The sequence below is a fragment of the Alistipes sp. CAG:268 genome, from assembly GCA_000434235.1.
In the GTDB taxonomy this organism is placed as follows: Bacteria; Bacteroidota; Bacteroidia; order Bacteroidales; family Rikenellaceae; genus Alistipes; species Alistipes avistercoris.
This window is the reverse complement of the sequence record FR892000.1, coordinates 6156-28386: the sequence shown is the minus strand read 5'-3', so window position 1 is coordinate 28386 and position 22231 is coordinate 6156. Positions and strand designations below refer to the sequence as shown.

Genomic DNA, 22231 nt, shown 5'->3' with positions numbered 1-22231 from the left:
ATCTCGGATTCGGCTCTCAAAATCAAGAGGTTGCATTTCGATGCAACCTCTTTTTCTTACCGGGCTCTTTTGACGAATCGGAAAAGGCGGAAACCTCCGCTGTCGTTCCTTTCAGACAGACGGACCGCCACGACACAGCAATCCGCAAAACAAGGCACTCCGGGACAGTCGCGGACAACTTCCCGGCATTCCACAGCAACCGGAAGAGCATCCGGCAAGGGGATCACACACAGCATTGCCCTGCCTCCAATGGATCAAACGCCCTCGAATACAAAAGGTTCCGACACCTCGAAATCCGCTGCCGCATTTCCCGCATAAATCTGTCCACCGGTCAGCTTCAACCGGCGCACGGGAACATCGGGCGAGAAATCCACATCCCGAAGATCAACCCAGAAGATACCGGGACTCAGCACCGACTCGAAGAAGTAGATCCGATCCCGCTGATTGGCTACAACCCGCCAGATCGTCGAAGAGATGTTCGGCTGGCCGGGTGTCGAGATGCCCAGAGGGACCGAACAGTTCCGAATAACACTGAATATGGCTGCCGTGGCGAGCTGCACATCGTCCGTCACGGGAATGGCTTGGGTATAAAACGAGGCGCGGACGAAACGGTCGGCCGCACGATTCGTTCCCGGAAGCATCGTCGTACCCCCAATCTCGGACCAATAGGCATTCAGGGCCAACTGCTGTTCGAAGACCGGCGAGTTGGTCATCACCCGGTAAGAGGGATCGTGATGGATGACAAGCCGGCCGCCGATGTACTCGAAAATGGCGTTGTCGCCCGTAGGATCGGACAACGACAGATGGAGCGTCGCAAACTTGTCGGGCATGTTCGGGATATAGGACGAGACCAGTGCGAAGGGTTCCTGTGCAAGCGCCTCGACGGCTTCGGATACCGTTGCAAAGTTGTCGAGCACATACTGTGCCCACAACGAGATCGAAAGCCCGGGACGCATCCGGTCCCGGACGGGAAACTCCGACTCGGCAAGCCACAGCAGATTGGCTACCAACCCCTTCTCGTTCATTCCGTCAGCCGTCGCGATGTTGTATGCCGAAGCAATGACACTGCCGTATTTCGATCTCCATTCGAGCGAGTGCTCCCCGGCCTCGCCGTTTCGCCTCATCCCCCGGGGGAAGATCCACAGATCGGTTCCGATATTCTCCTTCCAGTCCATCGATCGAGCCGTCAGGACAATCGAATCCAATCCCTTGTACATGACCCGTGTACAGGCCGGAGCCGGCATCACACCCATTGCCGACAGTCCCAGCGACAAAGCCAGCATGCTTTTGACAAATCCCATGATTCCGTTGTTTTCGCCCCGGGAAGTGCTCCCGGGTTCTCTTTCAGACAGCAAGAATTATTCCTCTTGAGCCATCCACACACAACCGTTCGAGAAAAAATACGATCCGCCACCGATCACGGGCGATCGGGCCAGAAGGAGATAAAACGGCAAAAAAGTCCGAATAACAGAACATATACGACCAAAGAGATCAAGAACGGAAACTGCACCGGAACCGATCTGGAACAACGTCAGAAAGGCCTCTGAGGCGGTTTGTCGCAAATACACAAACACCTGACACACTTACGCTTTAATCGTTGGTTTAATCGTTGGCTTAATCGTTGGTTTAAACGCTGATTTCCAGACTCAAAGATAGGTCAATATTTCCACATAGGCAACCTTTTTTGTAAAAAAAAGCAACTCAATTGTTTATCGCAGGCGCAAAACGGGAAAAGAATCAGGTATTTTCTGCTTTAAATGTTGTTTTTCTGCAAATAGGCAATAAACCAACAACAACGCTATTAAATCGCTGGCTTATAGTTTTTTGTCGATAGGTAAGGTTTGCCACCAACATTCGGGCATTCAAAAAACAGGGACCAACAAAAGCGATACGGGCTTCCGTAACGGTTTTGTCGGTCGAGTTTGCGCCATAAAAAACAAGATAACGGAAATACTTCGCATATGAAAAAACTGATACTCGGAATCTTTCTTGCCGTATGGTGGTGCGGGAACCACGCCTGCGCGCAGGACATTGCGGCCAAGACCAATCTTCTTTATTGGGCTACAACGACTCCAAACATCGGTATGGAGTTCGGGCTGGGCGAGCAGACGACACTCGAACTCACAGGCAGTTATAACCCGTGGACGCTCGACAAGGAGCAGAACAAGAAGCTCAAGCACTGGCTGGTGATGCCGGAGTTCCGCTACTGGCTCTGCGAACGCTTCAACGGCCATTTCTTCGGCATTCATACCGGGTATACATTTTATAATATAAGCGGCGTGCGTATTCCCTTCCAGGGCAAGGAGACCGCCGATCACCGCTACCAGGGCTGGGCTACCGGCCTGGGCATCTCCTACGGCTACTCGTGGATCCTGGGCAAACGCTGGAACATAGAGGCCACCATCGGATTCGGATATGCCTACTCCAATTACGACAAGTACGACTGTGCCACCTGCGGCCGCTTCAAGGGGAGTCAGGACAAGCACTACTTCGGGCCGACGAAGGCAGGCATTTCATTGATCTACATCATCAAATAACCGGACAGGACCATGAGAAACATATATCGCATTCTGCTTTTATCGGTGCTGGCGTGCAGCGCGGGAGCGGCACACGCCGAGAACGAGGTCAGCTACCTCTCCCAGATCGGGATCAGCGGCCGGGAGGTGGTCAAACAGGACCGTGAGGTACAACTCTCGATGCAGGTGGACATGAGCCGGCTCAGAATCCGGACACAGCACACGGTGGCCCTGACCCCCGTGCTCGTCTCCGAGGACGGAAGCCGCGAGGCCGCCTTCCCGCCGATCGTGATCGACGGCGGCACGCGCAACCGCGTCTACCTCCGAGCCCAACGCCTCGAGAGCGTGGAGCTCCCGCCCTACCACGACGAGTCTTCGCAGGTGATCATCCGCCGCCGCAATGGCAAGGAACAGAGCTACGACTACTGCGCAACGACCCCCTATGAACGCTGGATGCTCGACGGGCACATCGAACTGCGCGAGGAGGTCCACGGCTGCGTAAACTGCGGCGAGGGCCGCTCGGAAGAGTCCCTGCCGGGATCCGTCCTTCCCGAATTTATCCCCGACTACCGGCTTGACACGGTGGCCCCGGCTCCCGAGCCGGTGAAGGTCCGGGCCGAGACCCGCACGGCACGGCTCCAGTTCCTGCGCGACAGCTACAAGATCCTCCCCGACCTGAAGAACAACCGGGCCGAGCTGGACACGGTGTCGCACTCGATCCTGCTGGTGAAGAACAACCCCGACGTCACCATCACCGGCATCTACATCACCGGCTATGCCTCGCCCGAGGGTACGGTGGCCCACAACCTCAGGCTCTCCGAGAACCGTGCCCTGGCCCTGGGCGACTACATCAGCCGCCAGGACCAAATCGACCCCGAACTGCTGCACGTCACATGGAAGGGCGAGGACTGGGAGGGTCTCCGCGCAGCGCTGGACCGTTTCCCGGGCCTGCTCAAGCGCGATGAAGTGCTGCGCATCATCGACGAATGCACGGGCGACCGCGACGCATGCGAAAAGAAGCTCCAGCAGATCGAGCCCCCGACCATCTACCAGCGGCTGCTCAACGAGGTATACCCGCTGCTGCGCCGCAACGAATACCGCATCGTCTACAACGTCCGCAACTTCAACATCGAGGAGGCCCGACGCATGGTGGACGAGCGCCCCGACCTGCTGAGCCTCACGGAGATGTACAAGGTGGCCGCCTCCTACGAGAAGGGATCGGCCGACTACGACAAGGTCATGCGCACGGCCGCACGCTTCTACCCCGACTCGCCGGCCGTCGTGAACGACCGCGCCCTGGAGGCAATCGCCGCCGGGAAGCACGCCGCGGCCATGGAGCTGCTCGAACAAGCTGCCGTGACGGAGCAGCACCCGACACTGGTCAATACGCTGGGCGTGGCCTATGCCGGGGCAGGAGAGCCCCTCAAGGCGGAAAAGGCCTTCGAACGTGCGGCTGCAGCCGGTTCCAAGGAGGCCCGCCACAACCTGGAGCAGGTGCGCGGCGTAATCGACCAGCTCTGAAGAAGACAACAATCAATTAACTTTCAATAACCAAACTATCAGAATTATGAAGATCAAAACTTTAGCTCTGACTGCGCTGGCTGCGTCGATGACGTTTGCCGCCTGCGACAACGAAGACAACGGCGGTTCGCAGCCGCAGGATCTCATGCCCAAAAGCGTGACGATCACCCTTCCGAACATCCAGAAGAGCACCCGTGCCACGGGCGACGCCATGCCCGGCGGTTCACAGGTCGAACTGACGAACTTCAAGGTCTTTTTCGTAAACAGCGCCAACGAGGCCGTCACCGTTCCGCAGTTCAACAACGAAGACCAGAAGGTCTTCTTCAGCAGCGAGGATGACGACTGGGGTACGGCAACCGGGAACAAGCTGACCTACCACTTCCTGCCGGCTACGACGGCCAAGGTAGTCGTTGTGGGCAACATCGGCGACGAGACGTACGACAACGTCAAGACGAAGGTCTGCGACGTGCAGAACGATGCGGACGGGGCACATCCCTCCTACCCGCTCTATGGCGAGAGCGGCCTCACCAAGGGGGCCGCAGCTGACGACGAGGGCCACAACAACGTCTACACGGCAACCGTCACGCTGGAGCCCCGCGTATCGCGCTTCGAGATCTACGGCTTCGAGTATACCGGTACGAAATACACCTCGGTCGAGCTGGACAAGATTGCCCTGAACCACTACTATACGAAGTACAACTTCGTTACGAAGGCCCCGCAAGAGGAAGGCAAATGTTTCGATGATCCGGATGCAACGACCGCATGGGACTGGATCGCCGGCCGTACCGCCCCCTGGGCTGATGCGCTGACGCTGACGCTCAATGCCGGCGAAAAGAAGTTCGTGGATGGCACGACGATCGACGATCCGGCAGAGGACGGCGAAGAGGCCAAGGGCATCATCACCTACGGTCTGGCCCACGTTGCCGACGCCCAGAACAACCCCGAGCTGCTGCTGGCCCTTATCGGCAAGAAGGACGGGGCCGAGACGCCGCTTTACCTGCGCGGCCAGTTCACCGGATCTGCGGCCGGAGCATTCGCATCGGGCAAGATCTACCGGGTACTCTATTCGTTCACGGATGCAGACTTCGACGAGCCCGAGCGCTGCGTGGAGCTGACGGTGACGGTAGCCAACTGGACGGTCGTGGCCGTTACGCCGGAATTCTAAACAGAGTGACAATCCGAGCGGGGAGGGCAGGCAATCTCCTCCCTCCCCCGCTCCCTTTTTGACGACATAACGCGATTTAAGAACAGAACCATGAAATTGACGAATATTGTTTTCTGCCTGATGCTGCTGGGCAGCGGCCTGACCTCCTGCATCCGCGAGGACCTGGACGACTGTTTCAGCACGAACAAGCTGGTGCTCAGCTACAAGGGCGACGGCGACAAGGAGATCTTCCCCGACAAGATCTGCCGTGTGGAGATGTACGTCTTCAACGCGGAGAATCAATGCGTCAATTCAAGCGTCCTGCCCGAAGACCAGGTCAAAAGCCGCACCGCCCTGCTGCCTCCGCTCGAGGCGGGCGAATACCGGATCATCTGCCTGGGAAACACCCACCACACAAAGGTAGACCGACTCGACGCGGGCGACTACGGCCAAATGCGGTTCGCAGCCGAAGACTACCTCGCCGGAAACACCGTCTCCGGCAACGACTCGCTCTACTACGCCTCCACCCCCTACACCGTGCAGAAGTTCACGGGACGCGAAGAGGACCAGGTGAAGGTCATCGAATTCGCCAGCTCCCACTACGACCTCTCGGTGGAAGTTGCCGGAGTCCCCGATATGGGGACACGCGCAGGCGCCATGCCTACGCTCGAAATCTGCGGTGTCACGCCCTCTACCGATTTTGAGAACCGCGTATCGGGCGAAGCCACCGACTATTTGCTCGAAACCGACTACGAGGCCGGCCTGCTGACGGCCCGTACCAACATAATGCGGCACGAGAACCACGAAGACGTGAACGTCCGGCTGCGCCAGTCGTCCGGCGACGAACCGCTCGCCGAGGTCAATCTGGCCGAGTTCCTCGCCGCCAACCCGATCATCGACTGCACCAAGCAGGAGGTGCTCATCCCGATCCGCATCGAATTCAAGGAGGGGCAGATCACGGTGAGCGTTCCCGAATGGTATGTCGAACAGGTAAAACCCGAATTCTAAGACCCGAGGATATGCTATTGTTGAAAAAGATACTCTCGACGGCGATCGTTGCCGCCTGTTTCGGACTGGGACAGGCCGGATGCACCCGGGACGACGATCCGGCGCCCTCCGGCAGACGCAACGTGACGATGCAACTGACCGTGAACGCACAGGCCGTCGGGGAGACCGACGGCACCCCGACAGCCGGGGAATCGGCGCTCCACTCGCTCCGCGTCTACGCCTTCGTAAAAGGGCAGCCGGCCGGATACTACGGCGTGGAGGGCGACCTGACCGCCCCGGCCACGTTCCTCATGGACCTGACGATGTACTCCGAAACGACGCAGACGGTCGATTTCTACGTCGTGGCCAATGAGGAGGCCATGTCCACGCCGGGCGGAACGCAGGGACAGCTGACCCCGAACACGACCGAGGCCCAACTCAAGGAGTTCTCGTTCACCCAGCTGAACACCGAAAACGGGCTTCCGATGAGCTGCCGGCAGCAGGTCGAGGTGAACCTGGCCGAACTTGCCGGCGACAACCCGCAGGAGGCACCCGGACACGAAGGTCACACGATGATCGCCCAGAAGGTCTCCTTCGAGTTGGAGCGCCCGGTGGGCAAGCTCGGGGTCTTCGCGGCCAAGACCGCAGGGGAGACCGGCACGCTGCAGGTCACGGGGCTCACCCTGCTCAAGGAGGGGCCGCGCTACATGAACTACCTCATGCCGCAGGACGAGGCAACCCTGAAGGAGGTCGGCGCCCGCAATGTGGACATCTCGTTGCCCGTAACGGACGACGAGGTAACCGCCGAACTGGCGGCCGACGCATCCCCCGAGGAGCGGAAGGACCCGGCCAACTACACGCCCGTGCTCGGCGCGCCGCACTACCTGTTCGAGAACCCGTGGGGCAGCACCTCGTGGGAGACGCCGGGCGATGCCGGGGGCAACATCCTCCGGATCGATTACGCATTCGACGGAACCGCCCGATCGGGGCTGGTCTACCTGCCCGCCATCGAACGGAACACCTATTACACGGTCTGCTGCCAGATGAACAACTCGGGTAAGATCACGGTCGAATACACCGTCGCCGACTGGGACGACACGGACCCGTGGGACGACATGGAGTTCAACTACCCGACCTACACCAACCCTGTGCTGCCGCTCGAAAATGAGACAATGAGTACCCCGACGGTCTATTACAACGCCGACGAAAGCTCGACTGCGGGCACCTTCTCGTGCCGCTTCCGGATGACCGCACCCTCGGGGCAGGAGTGGCTGCCTACCCTGCTCGATGCCTCGCCCGCCGACTTCGAAGTGAAGGTCTACCAAAACGGACTGCCGGTAGAGCGGCCCGTCGCCTCGGCCAACTGGTACACGATCACGGTACGTGCACTGAAGCCCGACAACGTGGGCCGGACGGTATCGCTGGGCGTCTCCTACACCCCGACCTGGGATCCGAACCAGAGCAAGCTGCTGCTGATCAACGGGACCGACAGCAACCACATCGAATGGCCCGACAGTGGCAACACGCCCGAACTGATCGTGATCACACAGGTTGATCCCACCAACATCTGATACGCGATGAAACGGATTCTATACCATACAATCGTATGCTGCGCGGCACTGTCGCTGCTGGCCGCCTGCAGCAAGGAGAACGACCTCCCGGGCAACAGCGGGACGGAGTGCAACGACATCATCCTCGATCTCTCCCCGGCATCGCAGCCGCTGAGCCGCGCAACAGCCGAAGGGGCCGAAGTGGCGGTCGATCACCTCGATGTCGTGATATTCAAGGAGGCGGACGGAGAACTGGTCTGGCATGAACGGGTGACCGGCACTCCGGACCGCCAGGGCAAGATCACGCTCTCGGCCCAGAGGAGCGGGTTCGACGCACAGGCTCCATACTGGGTCTACCTGATCGCCAACAGCACCCACACGGCCGACGAGTTCGCGACGCTGCCCGACCTGAATGCCCTGCGAGCCATGACGCAGGAGGACCGGCTGATCCACATGACCGGACTGGCCAACGTCGAGACCGCCCCGAAGACCTTCCTGATGGACGGCGTGGCCTACCCGGCCACCGAATCTGCCGAGCCCGCGGCCGCGGCCCCCGTCGTCCTCTACAACGGCAATCCGTCGGACAACACCGAACTGAAGGTGATGCTGCGACGTGCGGCCGCCAAAATCGTCGTCCGCATCAACAAAGGTTCCGACGTGCGCTTCGACAACAGCCTTTCCGGCACACAGGCCGGCTACTACCTGCGCAACCTGCCCTACTCCACCTCGCTCATCGCGGGCGTGGACGGCGCGGCCTACCTGCGGAACACGCAGCTGAACTCGTCGAGCTATTTCCAGTGGGATGCTGACCAGATTGTCGTCACGGCCTATGCCTACGCCCACGAGTGGACGAACGCCAGCGCCCTGGAGCAGGAGGTCCGCCTGGTCGTGAACATCCCGATGGTCTACACCAATTCCGAGGACCAGACCGAGACGGAGTGCCCGAACAGCTACTACCAGATTCCGGTCAGCCGCACGAAGACCCTCGAACGGAATAACTACTACGAAGTTACGGTAACGGTAAACGCCCCGGGAGCCACGGATCCCTCGGCTCCCGCGGAGCTGACCGACATCAGCTATACGGTCCGGCCGTGGGAGGAGACGACGATCGACATCGGCGGCGAGGACAGCCGGCCGATCTACCTGACCGTCAATAAGAAGGAAATGGAGATGCACAACATCGAGGAGGACAACACAACGCTCTACTTCGCCTCCTCGTCGGCCGTGGAGTGCCGGATCACGCGAGTCTACTACACCGACAAGTTCGGGCAGACGCAGCAGACGACCAACGCAGGGAGCATCGCCGGCATGGGAATCACGGCGACGCCCGATCCGGGTCTGAACGGCAACATCGACATCTACAGCCCGCTGCCGACCAACAACACGATCCGCTACATCGACCTGGAGGTGACCAACGAAGATGGCGTGACCCGCACGGTGACGATCGCACAGTACCCGCTGGAGTACATCACCAACATCCTGGGCTGGTACTCCTACCGCGACGACTTCGGCGGAACGACCTACGAACTGCTGGCCGGCCAGGACGTGGATGGAAAGACGTTCGATTCGGACACCAGAATCAGGAACTGGATCTGCGGCTGTACCTGGAACCGGAACCAGTGGAGCTACGGCAAGACCGAAACCGGCTTTTTCGGCTCGAAGGTTGCCGGAACGGTCGCTACATCCGGCACCAATGCGGGAAAGGCCCATATCTACTACTATTGGTGGAATGAAAACGGAAACTGGTTTCCGCCCTATCGTTACACATACAACGTCTCGAACGGTTCGGACGTTTGGAGCGCATATGCCAATCCCCGCATGTACCACGTACGGATCACGGCCTCGTCGGGCGAATATACGCTGGGCGTACCCCGAATCACGGACGGGAAGACCGACCCCGGTGCCGACAACGCTGAGCTCGTCTCGCCGTCGTTCATGATCGCCTCGCAGCTGGGTGCAGTTCAGTCCGTAAGCAACGTGGATATCGCTGCCAGCCACTGCGAGCAGTATGTCGAGGTATACAAGGACAAGAACGGTCAAACGGTGCACCTGCGCGACTGGCGGCTTCCGACCCGCGCCGAGTTGGAGATCATCATGAAATTCCAGAACGACTCCGAAGCCATGGACGAAGTATTGGCCGGTCAAAGTTATTGGTGTGCAAATGGATTGGTAACAAACCCAGATCCCTCACAAACCTCTTCTCAAGCTATCCGCTGCATCCGCGATGCCTATACCAACCAAACGGGCGACTGACCCCGGGTGAATCAAAACCGCAAGGACCATGATAAAAAGAGTGATACGTGCAGCAACGGCTGCACTCGGAATACTGGCCGCACTGAACGCCTGCCAGCAGGACCGGACCGCAACAGCCACACCCGACCGGGTGCCCGACGGCTATGTCGCCCTGCGCTTCGACGCCGAGATCCCGGCCATGCAGGAGGTCGTCACCCGCTCGGTGGACCCCGACGGCAACGGCGTGCAGAACATGACGCTTTTCTGCTTCGACTCCTTCGGGCTGTTCATCTCCACCGCAACGGCCGATCTCTCGGCCCAGAGCTCGGAGACGGGTACATTCAGTGCCGTGGTGCCCGAAAACACGCGGACGATCCACTTCCTGGCCAACCAGAACATGTCGGAGTTTCAGGAGGACGACTTCCGCAGCCACTCGGAAGCCGAGGTAATGTCCGTCCTCGAGGGATCGTCGGGCCGGATGATCTACTGGGCCCGATTCGCCTGCGCTCCCGACGATGACCGCAGCATCGACGAGCAGCTGGCCGCTGCCGGAAACACGGTCGAGATGATCCGCAACCACGCAAGAATCTCGATCGCCAACCCCGACAACCAGTGGCTCGAGGTGACGGGATTCGTACCCTACAACACGAACGCCTTCGGCACGGTGGCGCCCTTCCACCCCGAGAAAGGGTTCGACTTCACATGGCCCGGCGACGAGGCGTTCGTCACGCTGCCGATCAACGATGCCAAGATGAGCGACATCATGGATGTCTCGACGGCCGACGACCAGTACATCTTCGAGAGCGAGAACCGGGCCGACGATCCGGTCAGCGTCATCATCCGCGGACACCTTCCCTCCGAGGGGGCGGACGGGGACCGGTACTACCGCGTGCTGCTGCTCGATGAAGCAGGCGAACAGCTGCTTCTGCGCCGCAACTTCCACTACAAGCTTAACATCCGGGGCGAGCTCGCCTTCGGACAGACGACCTTCGAGGAGGCCACGACGGCCGCTGCGACCAACAACGTGTGGATCTCCATCTCGGACGACGTGAACGAGGTCGAGGACCAGAACTACATCCTCACGGTCGCACAGACCAACTACGTCCTGAGCGAAAGCGACGCGGGAAACACCTACACGCTCTCCTACACGCTGACGGGCAAGAACGGGACACAGATCACGCAGGACGACAAGCCCGAGGTCTCGTGGCTGGACGACAACCGCGTCGCCGGGCCGAATGCCGACAACTCGTTCCAGATCGTGGAGGGCGCGGGCGAGGGAAGCATCCGCATCTCGCTCCTCCCGCTGGGTGACAACGAGAAACTGGAGGGCACGCTGCTCGTGAAGAAGGGCAAGCTGCAGCGCAAGATCAAGGTGATCACCATCAAGGAGCAGCAGTTCACGCCCGCATGGGTCGGAACCCGCGTATGGGGCCATATCGACGAGAACGATCCCACAGCAAACCGGGCCCACGTGACGGTGATGTTCACCATCCCGGAGAACTGTCCCGCGGAGTTGTTCCCGCTGCGCGTGCTGGTCAGCTCGAACGAGCTGGACATCCGCTCGGCAGCCGGCGTTTCGCTCCCGGTCATCAGCGAAGGCGAAGCGGGCTACGGCGCCCCGAACGGCATCGGGTACAAGTATGTCTACGAGGCCACGGCCCCCGGCGTGCAGCGCATCTACTTCGAGAACGTCCTCAACCAGGGGGACAACGAGGAGGGAACAATCATCCTGGAAGCCGGGCACTTCGAGAGCCTGACAAAGACCTTCACCTTCTCCGAAGACCAGTACACCATCACGGTGGAAGGTCTGGAGGAGTACAATGCCGAAAACCCGGGCAGCGAGAACTACCCGATCGACGAGACGATCTACTACCGGCTGGTGCCCCAGAAGCTCCATGCCAACGTGCAGTTCGACATGGTCATGAAGAACAATGCCGACGATCGGCCGTTCAACGCCGGGGTGAACGACGAGTTCCTGCTCTACTCGCAGCATCTGGACCATTACGAAGACGGTGAGGAGTCCCTGGCCGGCGTCGATGCGTTCGACTGCTCGTTCTACGAGATCAACGAAGAACTGTGGTCCACCGGAGGGCGCGTCGTGATGTTCCAGCCGCGCAACCCGCAGAATCCGGCAGCCGGGACCGGCCGCTACTCCATCTACATGAAGACGAACCGGGCGAAGAGTGCCGAGGTGGTGCGCATCGCCTCGAACCAGACCGGATCGCCCGCCGCACTGCCCGAAAACGGGGATGCCGAAGGCAACTACATCGGCAACTCCTACCGCTCGGTCACCTTCGAGCTGGCCAACTACAACCCCTTCCGTTTCGCCGCGCGCGTGAACGGCGAAGGATCGGACACCTCGAACGACTCCGAAGAGGAGGTCACGCCCCTGACCTGGAGCTACGAGCCCTCGCAGCAGGTGGACATTACCCTCGACATAACGAGTTTCCGCGGATCGGACGACAAGTCGGTCGATCCGTTCGGCGAGGCGTTCGACATCTACATCGACGCCCCGATGCTGGAGATCGACCAGGCCCGGCTGGCCGCCTGCCTCCTCGATGCCGGCAAACTCAAGGCCGATCCCGACCGGGCGGGACGCTTCATCTACACGGTGGATGCCGACCGAGACACCGAACGCAACTACGGCACCGGCTCGGCCCTCCGCCAGGACACGACCCCCGGCGGCGTGGACCAGAGCGGAGAGCGCAAGACGCTGCCCTTCCGCACGAGCAGCATCGTAAGTGCCGGTGATATCGTCATCTCGTCGAACGAGGAGCAGGTGGTCTTCTTCGCCAAGACGTTCAACGTCTCGAACGCCTCGATCGAGGGATCGCTCCGCTATACGGACCAGGCAGGAGGCGAATACAACGTACCGCGCAACGCCTTCGTCTCGTTCGAACGGACACGGAACAACAGCCGCATCGGTTCGATAACGGTCACTGCCGACGGCCGCTACGAACTGCGCCTGCGCAAGGAGTATACATTTAACTGGTACACGGACGAGGTCGAACTGCATTACGAGGACGACAACGGCAATGTCTATCACCGCAGCTATCCGAACCTCGCCGGCCTCTTCGCAGCCCCCGACATCGTGCTCGAACCCGCTGCAAACGAATAACGACAGAACCGGAGCGCGGAATATGCCCCGGAGAGACATGAAATGGAATCCCGCATCGAAGACTCCGGGCGCACGGACGCCCGGAGTTTTTGACCGGACACGCGACACATGAAAACCGCACTCTACCTCCTCACCGGCCTCTTTGCCCTGGCAGGTGCCTGCAATGCCCGGGCACAGGCCCCCGCAACACCCGTTCCGTTCCGGCTGCCCGACATCCCGGCCGTGCTCACAGCACCCGAGGACCGGGCCGCCTACCTCTCGGTGCACTACTGGGACCACTTCGACTTCAAGGACCCGTCGCTCATCGAACGCGCGGAGATCACCGAGCAGGCATTTGTCGATTTCATCAGCATCCTCCCCTACGCCGGAAACGCCCCGGCGGCGGTCGATACGCTCTACCGCCGGGCTGCAGCCGACCGTCGGATGCTCGACCACTTCATCACGCTCGGGGACAAATACCTCTACGAACCCAACTCGCCGATGCACAACGAGGAACTCTACATCCTCGTGCTGCGCGCCCAACTGGCCAACCCCGCATTGAGCCGGACGGAGAAGATCCGCCCGCGCTACCTGCTGGAGCTGGCACTCAAAAACCGTCCCGGGGATCCGGCCGCCGACTTCACCTTCCTGCGCCGCGACGGAAGCCGCGGCCGGATGTCGGAGATCGGCGCCCCCTACCTGCTGCTCTACTTCAACGACCCGGAGTGCGACGACTGCCGCCGCGTGAAACGGCAGCTTGCCGAATCACCGGTGCTCAACCGGCGGCTGGAAGACGGACGGCTGCGCCTGCTCTCGGTGGACGTGACGGGCGGAAACGGCACACGGGAGCAGGAGTCCGTCCCGCCGGGCTGGATCGACGGCCGCGACGAGGGGGAACAACTCACACGCAAGGAGGTCTATGACCTGAAGGCAATGCCGACGCTCTACCTGCTCGACGCGCAGAAACGCGTGGTGCTCAAGGATACGACCCCCGAACGGATCGAGGAGTACCTCGTCCGGGAGGCCCACTGACCGCGCTAACGTTCGGGGCGCAGCGCCTCACCCCGGTATCGGGCCCGGTAGTGCGAGGGGCTGATCTGCTCGCGGTTGCGGAAAAAGAGCGAAAAGGCGCTCACGCTCTCGAATCCCAGCGCATAGGCAATCTCCGAAATCGAACGGGTCGTCGTGGTAAGCAGTTCGCGGGCCTTGTTGAGCCGCACGGTCTGCTGATACTGTGCCGGCGCCATCCCCACATAGGCCCGGAACGTCCTCCGGAACCACGTATATCCCATTCCGACCTCCCGGGCGATCCGCTCGGGCGAATGCGCATGTCCGAAGCCGGCATGCATGAGCGCCCGGGCCCGGTTGATCTTCCCGACGAGCGGGTCATCCGTACGCAGCAGGTTGGCATGGCGGAACAGCACCCACCCCAGAATGTGGAGGACAATGCCTGAAATCAGGGGCTGGAAACCCATCCGCTCCTCCTCGACCGTCTCGATGATCTCCCGGTAACAGCGCTCGATTCCGCTGCTCCGTCCGACCCGGAAAAGGGGTTGGCGGCGGGATAGGAGTCCGTTTTCGACCAAACGTTCGATATTCGGGCCGTAAAACCCGACCCACCACTCGTCCCACCCGACCTCCGGATCGGGTGAATAGGCATGCCATTCGTGCGGGAAAAGCAGCAGCATGCTCCCCGCCTCGACAACCGTCGGCGGGCACGAAGCCGACTCGAAACGGCCCCGTCCGGCCGTAATGTAGACCAGTTGGAATTCGTCCAGAACACGTCCCTTTCCCTTGCTGAAGTGATAGCCGGCCGGATGGCGCGAGACCGGGTAGTCGGTCCCGGGCGGTACGTGCTGGTGTCCGGCCGTGGTACAGACCACACCCCAAAGTTCATCGCGCGACGAACGGGGCAGATAGTGCAGGATGTCTCCGGAATGTTCAGTCATGTGTCAAAATTATACATTTTGTGTCAAAAAAGGTAATGGCAATCCCATATTCGTGCGATAATTTTGTATCATGAACCTAAAATATCTCCCCTGATGAACCACCGTTTCACAACCGGAAGGGCGATTCCCTTCCTGATAATCGCCCTCACGGCCCTCGGATCGCTCTCCCTGCGGAAGAACGACGGCGTGCACATCGGCCGCATGCGCTGCGAGATGCGGGAAAACCCCGCGGGAATCGACACCGACACCCCGCGCCTGAGCTGGGAGCTGCACTCCGACGAGCGCAGCGTGCACCAGACGGGCTACCGGATTCTGGTGGCCTCCTCCGAAGAACTGCTCGCCCGGAACCGGGCGGACAAATGGGACTCGGGATGGGTCTCCTCCGACGAATCCGTCGGTATCGACTATACGGGCACACCGCTCGCCAGCCGTGAGGAGTGTTTCTGGAAGGTACAGGTACGCACCGACAAAGGGCGCACGGAGTGGTCGCAACCGGCACGCTGGAGCGTCGCGCTGCTCGACAGCACGGAGTGGAAAGCCCGCTGGATCGGCATCGACAGCCTCTTCACCGGAGAACAGGATACAAGCCAGACACGACTGGCGGCCCGCTACCTGCGCCGCGAGTTCCGCGTCACAGGCCAGGTGCGCCGCGCCACGCTCTACATCTGCGGACTGGGGCTCTACGAGGCTTTCCTTAACGGGCAGCGCATCGGCAGCCAGGAGCTCGCCCCCGCCCCGACCGACTACGACAGGTCGGTGCGCTACAACACCTTCGACATCACCGATGCCCTGAACGAAGGAGACAACGCCCTCGGCGTCGTGCTGGGCAACGGGCGTTACTTCTCGATGCGGAACCCGGGCATCCGCCATTTCGGGTTCCCGAAACTGCTCCTTCAGGCCGAAATCGAGTATGCCGACGGCTCGCGGCGCACGATCACCAGCGACACTTCGTGGCGACTCACGACCCGGGGCCCGATCCGCGCCAACAGCGAATTCGACGGCGAGGAGTACGACGCCCGCCTCGAGATGCCGGGCTGGGACTGCCCGGGATTCGACGACTCGGGCTGGATGCAGGCCCGCGAGGTCGGGGCTCCGGCCGGCCGGCTTCTCGCACAGGCCAATCCGAACATCCGTCCCTGCGGCATCTGCCGCCCGACGGCAATCCGCGAACTCCGTCCCGGGGTCCACATTCTCGACATGGGAGAAAACATGGTAGGCTGGCTGGCCATGCGGCGATGCGGCGAGCCGGGCGACACGATCCGGTTGCGCTTCGCCGAGACGCTCAACCCCGACGGAACGCTCTACACGGCCAACCTCCGAAGTGCCCGGGCCGCCGACTGCTACATCCCCGACGGCCGGAGCGACGGCTGGTGGGAGCCGACCTTCACCTACCACGGATTCCGCTACGTCGAGATCTCGGGCTACCCGGGAACACCCCGGACCGAGGATTTCGAAGGGCGCATCCTCTGCGACGAGATGGAGCTCACGGGCCGTTTCGCCACCTCCGACTCGACGATCAACCGCGTCTACCGCAACGCCGTGCGGGGTATCCGCGGCAACTACCGCGGCATGCCCACCGACTGTCCGCAGCGCGACGAGCGGATGGGCTGGCTGGGCGACCGCACGGTCGGCTCGCTCGGCGAGAGTTTCGTCTTTGACAACGACCTGCTCTACGCCAAGTGGCTGCAGGATATCGAGGAGACACAACTCGGCAACGGCGCCATCTCCGACGTGGCCCCCAACTACTGGACACTCTACAACGACGACGTCACGTGGCCCAGCGCCTACATCGTCATCGCCCGCACGCTCTACGAACAGTTCGGCGACCGCCGCCCGATCGACGAGCGCTACGCCTCGATGAAGCGTTGGATGGACCACATGCGCCGCGACTACATGCGCGACGGCATCATCTCGCGCGACACCTACGGCGACTGGTGCATGCCGCCCGAAGCGCCCGAGCTGATCCACTCGCAGGACCCGGCGCGCAAGACCGACGGCGCGCTGCTGAGCACGGCGACCTTCTACCAGTTGTCGGGCATCATGTCGGATTTTGCCCGCCTGACGGGCCGCGAGACCGACGCCCGGGAGTTCGCCCTTCTTGCCGACACGCTGCGCGAGGCCTACAACCGCCGCTTCTTCGACCCCGCAACGAAGAGCTACGGCAACAATACGGTGACGGCCAATCTCCTCTCGCTGGCCTACGGGCTGGTGCCGGAGGGGGCCGAGGAGGAGGTCTTCGCCCACATCGTCGCCAAGACGCTCAACGACTGCAACGGACATGTCAGCACGGGGCTGGTCGGCATCCAGCAGCTCATGCGGGGGCTGACCCGCCACGGTCGGCCCGACATCGCCTTCCGCCTGGCCACCAACCGCGACTACCCGAGCTGGGGCTACATGGTCGAGCAGGGTGCGACGACGATCTGGGAGCTCTGGAACGGCGACACGGCCGATCCGGCCATGAACTCGGGCAACCACGTCATGCTGCTGGGCGACCTGATAGTCTGGTACTACGAATGTCTGGCCGGCATCCGCAACGCTCCGGGATCGACAGCCTTCAGCCACATCCTGATGGAGCCCTGCCCGGTCGAGGGGCTCGACCGTGTCGAGGCATCGTTCCGCTCGCCCCGCGGCCGGATCGTCAGCAACTGGCGCAAGGAGAAGGGACGCTTCGAATGGGAGGTCGTCATCCCGGCCAACTGCCGCGCCACACTCGGCATCCCCTGTTCCGACCCGGCATCCGTCCTTGAAGGCGGCCACGAAGCCGCCCGCGCCGACGGAGTCCGTTTCGCAGGCAGCAGCGAGGGCCGCGCCCGCTTCGAGATCGGCTCGGGGCACTACCGGTTCTCGGTCCCCGAGTCTCTTATCAACCCCGAAAAGAACGACAACCGATGAAAAAGAGAAAACAGACCCTTTGCGCCCTCCTGTTGCTGATTGCCGGAGGCGCCTCCGCCGCACCGGGCGATCCGGCCGACCTGCGGTGTGAACACCTGACCGCCCCGCTCGGCATCGACGCTCCCGCACCGCGCCTGAGCTGGCGCATGGACGACGACCGACAGGGAGCCGCACAGCGCGCCTGCCGCATCACGGTCGGCACGGACTCTGCGGCTGTAGCTGCCGGAAGAGGCGGGCTGTGGGACTCGGGGCGCATGGAGACGGACCGGATGCTCGTCCGCTACGGCGGCGCGCCGCTGCAGCCCTTCACCCGCTGCTACTGGCGCATCACGCTCTGGGACCACGAAGGGGTGCCGCACGACTCCCCCGTCGCGGTCTTCGAGACCGGCATGATGCAGACCGGCAACTGGCAGGGCTCGTGGATCGGCGACAACCGCGACATCCACTACAAGCCGGCCCCCTACTTCCGCAAGGAGTTCACGGCCGGACGTCCGATCCGCTCGGCCCGTGCCTACATCGCCGCAGCCGGGCTCTACGAGCTCTACCTCAACGGCGAGCGGGTAGGCGACCACCGTCTCGACCCGCTCTATACGCGCTACGACCGCCGCAACCTCTACGTCACCTACGACGTCACGCGGCAGCTGCGCGAGGGGGCGAACGCCGTCGGCGTACTGCTCGGCAACGGATGGTACAACCACCAGTCGGGTGCGGTCTGGAACTTCGAGCGGGCCCCGTGGCGCAACCGCCCGGCCTTCTGCCTCGACCTGCGCATCGTCTACGACGACGGCAGCGAAGAGACGGTGACCTCCGGGCTCGACTGGAAAACTTCGGGCGGCCCGCTCACCTTCAACAGCATCTACACCTCGGAACACTACGACGCCCGGCTCGAACAGCCGGGATGGAGCTGTCCGGGATTCGACGACTCGGCCTGGTCGGGCGTCGGCTACCGCAGCGCCCCTTCGCAACTCGTCACGGCGCAGCAGGCCGTGCCGATCCGCCAGGTCACCCGCTACGAACCCCGCAGCGTACGCCGGCTCAACGACACCTGCTACCTCTATGACTTCGGACAGAACATGGCCGGCGTGACGCAGCTCCGCGTGCGGGGCGAGGCCGGCACGCGGCTCCGGCTGATCCACGCCGAGCGGCTCCGCGAAGACGGTCACGCCGACCTCTCGAACATCGATGTCTACTTCCGCCCGACCGATCCCGAGGACCTCTTCCAGACCGACGTAGTGACGCTCAGCGGCCGCGACGACGAGTTCATGGCCCGCTTCAACTACAAGGGGTTCCGTTACGTGGAGGTGGTCGCCGACCGCCCGATGGAACTCTCCGCGGCAAACCTCACGGCATGGTTCCAGCACAGCGACGTGGCTCCCGCGGGAACGATCCGCTCATCGGAGCGGCTCATCGAGCAGTTGTGGGAGGCCGCGAACAAATCCTACCTCTCGAACCTGATGGGTTACCCGACCGACTGTCCGCAGCGCGAGAAGAACGGCTGGACGGGCGACGGCCACCTGGCCATCGAGACGGCCCTCTACAACTACGACGCAATCACGGTCTACGAGAAGTGGCTGGCCGACCACCGCGACGAACAGCAGCCCAACGGCGTGCTGCCCGACATCATCCCCACGGGCGGCTGGGGCTACGGAACGGACAACGGGCTGGACTGGACGAGCACCATCGCGCTCATCCCGTGGAACCTCTATCTCTTCTACGGAGACCCGGCACCGCTCGAGGCCTGCTATGAAAACATCCGCCGCTATGTCGATTACGTCGATCGCCGCAGCCCCGAGGGGCTGACCTCGTGGGGACGCGGCGACTGGGTGCCGGTGCGCTCGCGCTCGTCGCTCGAGCTCACCTCGTCGGTCTACTTCTTCGTCGATGCCTCGATCCTGGCCCGTGCGGCCGAACTCTTCGGACGCAGCGAGGACCACGCCCGCTACGCGGCGCTGGCCGAGAAGATCCGCACGGCCATCAACCGCAAGTACTACAACCCGCAAACAGGTCTCTACGCCAGCGGCACACAGACCGAACTGAGCGTCCCGCTCCTGTGGGGCGTTGTCCCCGAAGAGGAGATCCCGCGCGTGGCGGAGAATCTCGCCCGACGGGTCGAGGAGGCGGGCTGCCACCTCGACGTCGGCGTACTGGGCGCCAGGGCCATCCTCGACGCCCTGTGCCGGAACGGCCATGCCGAAACGGCCTACCGTGTTGCCGTACAGACGACCTATCCGTCGTGGGGCTGGTGGATCGTGAACGGAGCGACGACGCTGCTCGAAAACTGGGACCTCGAGGCCACGCGCGACATCTCGGACAACCACATGATGTTCGGCGAGATCGGCGGGTGGTTCTTCAAGGCGCTGGGCGGCATACGTCCCGATCCCGCCTGCCCGGGTTTCCGCCACATCCTGCTCGAACCCCACTTCGTCGGACCCGAGCGGTTCGAGGCATCGCACGACGCCCCCGCCGGACGGATCGTCTCGGGCTGGGAGCGGAAGGGCAGCCGGGTCACCTACCGGGTTGTCATCCCGGCCAACTGCACCGCCACGCTGCATCTGCCCGACAACGTGAAAGGACCGCGCGTCTACGAGCTGGCTGCCGGCAGCCACACGCTGACGCTGAAACTCTCCGGCCGCTGATCCCGGTTTTTCGGCCGATTTTCCGTATCTTCGCCAACTGAAACCGGACAAAACAACCGAACAGATGAAACGACTCTACCGATCGGGAGCGGCCCTTCTCGTGCTGCTCGCCGCACAGACCGCCGTCACGGCGCAGGAGACCCGGCAGACATCCGGGGCCGAGACAACGTATGCCGCCTCGGACGAACGGAGCGGCAACCCGCTCTTCGAGGGGTGGTATGCCGACCCCGAAGGGGTGGTCTTCGGCGACGAATACTGGATCTTCCCCACCTGGTCGGCGCCCTACGACGAACAGACCTTCCTCGACGCCTTCTCGTCGAAGGACCTGGTCCGCTGGACGAAACACCCGCGGATTGTCTCCACGGACGAGATCCGCTGGATCCGGCGGGCGATGTGGGCCCCCGCGGCGATCCATGCCAACGGAAAGTATTACCTCTTCTTCAGCGGCAACGACATCCAGAGCAACGACGAGACGGGCGGCATCGGCGTAGCCGTCGCCGACCGGCCCGAAGGCCCCTACCGGGATGCACTGGGACGACCGCTCATCGACCGGATCGTCCACGGAGCGCAGCCCATCGACCAGTTCGTCTTCCGCGACGACGACGGGGAGTACTACATGTACTACGGAGGATGGGGGCACTGCAACATGGTCCGCCTGGCCCCCGACCTGCTGAGCGTCATTCCCTTCGAGGACGGCGAAACCTTCAAGGAGATAACCCCCGAGAACTACGTCGAAGGACCCTTCATGCTCAAGCGGCAGGGCAAATACTACTTCATGTGGAGCGAAGGCGGCTGGGGAGGCCCCGACTACAGCGTGGCCTATGCCATCGCCGACTCGCCATTCGGGCCCTTCGAGCGCGTCGGGAAGATCCTGCAGCAGGATCCCGGGGTGGCCACCGGCGCCGGACACCACTCGGTGATCCACATCCCGGGCAAGGACGAGTGGTACATCGTCTACCACCGCCGGCCGCTCGGCGAGACGGCCGCCAACAGCCGCGCCACCTGCATCGACCGCCTGCGTTTCGACGCCGAGGGGCGGATTCTCCCCGTCCGGATGACCCACGAAGGGGTCGGTCCGCGCCCGGCCGACCCGCAGGGGGCCTACCGCAACCCGGTGGTAAACTATAGCCTGCCCGACCCGACCGTCGTCCGGGGCGACGACGGACTGTTCTACCTCTACGCCACGGAGAACATCCCGAACGTCCCGATCCACCGGTCGCGCGACCTGGTAAACTGGGAATTTATCGGCACGGCCTTCGACAACGCGACCCGCCCCGACTTCGAACCGCAGGGACATGTCTGGGCCCCCGACATCAACCGCATCGGCGACCGCTACGTGATGTACTACTCCATGTCGCGCTGGGGCGGCGAGTGGACCTGCGGCATCGGCATCGCCGTAGCCGACCGTCCCGAAGGGCCGTTCGACGACCTGGGCATGCTCTTCCGCAGCAACGAGATCGGGGTGCAGAACAGCATCGACCCCTTCTACATCGAGGACGACGGGCACAAATACCTCTTCTGGGGCAGCTTCCGAGGCATCCATGCCATCGAGCTTACCGACGACGGGCTCGCCGTCGCACAGGGGGCCAAACCGCAGCAGATCGCCGGAACCGCCTACGAGGGGACCTACATCCACAAACGCGGCGGCTACTACTACCTTTTCGCCTCGACGGGCAGCTGCTGCGAGGGGCTGAAGAGCAGCTACAC

General features: G+C 62.3%; 13 protein-coding genes. 11 read left to right on the top strand and 2 right to left on the bottom strand.

Going from position 1 to position 22231, the window contains the following annotated elements:
- Window positions 1-254 precede the first annotated feature (254 nt).
- Window positions 255-1283 carry a linear amide C-N hydrolase gene (locus QZL63_RS05695; RefSeq protein WP_290586170.1) on the bottom strand — a complete coding sequence of 343 codons (1029 nt, stop codon included), beginning with the start codon at window positions 1281-1283 and terminating at the stop codon, window positions 255-257.
- 678 nt (window positions 1284-1961) lie between these two features.
- Here QZL63_RS05695 and QZL63_RS05690 point away from each other — a divergent pair.
- The 8 genes from QZL63_RS05690 (at window position 1962) to QZL63_RS05655 (ending at window position 14079) form a co-directional block, all read left to right on the top strand.
- Window positions 1962-2537: a DUF3575 domain-containing protein gene (locus tag QZL63_RS05690; RefSeq protein WP_022308368.1), complete on the top strand. Its 576-nt coding sequence runs from the start codon at window positions 1962-1964 to the stop codon at window positions 2535-2537.
- A 12-nt stretch (window positions 2538-2549) separates the two neighbouring features.
- Window positions 2550-4037 carry a DUF3868 domain-containing protein gene (locus QZL63_RS05685; RefSeq protein ID WP_022308367.1) on the top strand — a complete coding sequence of 496 codons (1488 nt, stop codon included), beginning with the start codon at window positions 2550-2552 and terminating at the stop codon, window positions 4035-4037.
- Window positions 4038-4083: 46 nt separating this feature from the next.
- Window positions 4084-5202, top strand: coding sequence for a hypothetical protein (locus tag QZL63_RS05680; protein WP_022308366.1), 1119 nt, complete (start codon window positions 4084-4086; stop codon window positions 5200-5202).
- Between the two features lie 90 nt (window positions 5203-5292).
- Complete coding sequence (locus QZL63_RS05675) at window positions 5293-6189, top strand: FimB/Mfa2 family fimbrial subunit (RefSeq protein WP_022308365.1); 897 nt, start codon at window positions 5293-5295, stop codon at window positions 6187-6189.
- 11 nt (window positions 6190-6200) lie between these two features.
- On the top strand, window positions 6201-7739 hold the full coding sequence (locus QZL63_RS05670) for a fimbrial protein (protein ID WP_022308364.1): 1539 nt from the start codon (window positions 6201-6203) through the stop codon (window positions 7737-7739).
- Window positions 7740-7745: 6 nt separating this feature from the next.
- Window positions 7746-9971 (top strand): hypothetical protein, encoded by a 2226-nt coding sequence (locus tag QZL63_RS05665; protein WP_022308363.1) that lies wholly within the window; start codon window positions 7746-7748, stop codon window positions 9969-9971.
- A 40-nt stretch (window positions 9972-10011) separates the two neighbouring features.
- Complete coding sequence (locus tag QZL63_RS05660) at window positions 10012-13068, top strand: hypothetical protein (protein ID WP_290586165.1); 3057 nt, start codon at window positions 10012-10014, stop codon at window positions 13066-13068.
- A gap of 108 nt (window positions 13069-13176) precedes the next feature.
- A complete protein-coding gene (locus QZL63_RS05655) occupies window positions 13177-14079 on the top strand; it encodes a DUF5106 domain-containing protein (RefSeq protein ID WP_022308361.1) in 903 nt (300 codons plus the stop codon).
- Between the two features lie 5 nt (window positions 14080-14084).
- Here the strand turns inward: QZL63_RS05655 and QZL63_RS05650 are convergent, their stop codons facing one another.
- Window positions 14085-14996 (bottom strand): AraC family transcriptional regulator, encoded by a 912-nt coding sequence (locus tag QZL63_RS05650; RefSeq protein ID WP_022308360.1) that lies wholly within the window; start codon window positions 14994-14996, stop codon window positions 14085-14087.
- A gap of 93 nt (window positions 14997-15089) precedes the next feature.
- On the opposite strand from QZL63_RS05650, the gene QZL63_RS05645 reads away from it, so the two are divergent.
- The 3 genes from QZL63_RS05645 to QZL63_RS05635 all read left to right on the top strand — a co-directional run.
- Window positions 15090-17888: an alpha-L-rhamnosidase gene (locus QZL63_RS05645; protein ID WP_022308359.1), complete on the top strand. Its 2799-nt coding sequence runs from the start codon at window positions 15090-15092 to the stop codon at window positions 17886-17888.
- Window positions 17885-20524, top strand: a complete 2640-nt coding sequence (locus QZL63_RS05640; RefSeq protein ID WP_022308358.1) for an alpha-L-rhamnosidase — start codon at window positions 17885-17887, stop codon at window positions 20522-20524. Before QZL63_RS05645 ends, QZL63_RS05640 begins: the two co-directional genes overlap by 4 nt.
- A 64-nt stretch (window positions 20525-20588) precedes the next feature.
- The coding region (locus QZL63_RS05635) for a family 43 glycosylhydrolase (protein WP_290586162.1) at window positions 20589-22231 on the top strand (1643 nt) is incomplete at its 3' end.

Bases quoted from the DNA above. Each gene is read 5' to 3' on its own strand.
- QZL63_RS05695 (WP_290586170.1), bottom strand. From the start codon at position 1,283: ATGCTGGCTTTGTCGCTGGGACTGTCGGCAATGGGTGTGATGCCGGCT.
- QZL63_RS05690 (WP_022308368.1), top strand. From the start codon at position 1,962: ATGAAAAAACTGATACTCGGAATCTTTCTTGCCGTATGGTGGTGCGGG.
- QZL63_RS05685 (WP_022308367.1), top strand. From the start codon at position 2,550: ATGAGAAACATATATCGCATTCTGCTTTTATCGGTGCTGGCGTGCAGC.
- QZL63_RS05680 (WP_022308366.1), top strand. From the start codon at position 4,084: ATGAAGATCAAAACTTTAGCTCTGACTGCGCTGGCTGCGTCGATGACG.
- QZL63_RS05675 (WP_022308365.1), top strand. From the start codon at position 5,293: ATGAAATTGACGAATATTGTTTTCTGCCTGATGCTGCTGGGCAGCGGC.
- QZL63_RS05670 (WP_022308364.1), top strand. From the start codon at position 6,201: ATGCTATTGTTGAAAAAGATACTCTCGACGGCGATCGTTGCCGCCTGT.
- QZL63_RS05665 (WP_022308363.1), top strand. From the start codon at position 7,746: ATGAAACGGATTCTATACCATACAATCGTATGCTGCGCGGCACTGTCG.
- QZL63_RS05655 (WP_022308361.1), top strand. From the start codon at position 13,177: ATGAAAACCGCACTCTACCTCCTCACCGGCCTCTTTGCCCTGGCAGGT.
- QZL63_RS05650 (WP_022308360.1), bottom strand. From the start codon at position 14,996: ATGACTGAACATTCCGGAGACATCCTGCACTATCTGCCCCGTTCGTCG.
- QZL63_RS05645 (WP_022308359.1), top strand. From the start codon at position 15,090: ATGAACCACCGTTTCACAACCGGAAGGGCGATTCCCTTCCTGATAATC.
- QZL63_RS05640 (WP_022308358.1), top strand. From the start codon at position 17,885: ATGAAAAAGAGAAAACAGACCCTTTGCGCCCTCCTGTTGCTGATTGCC.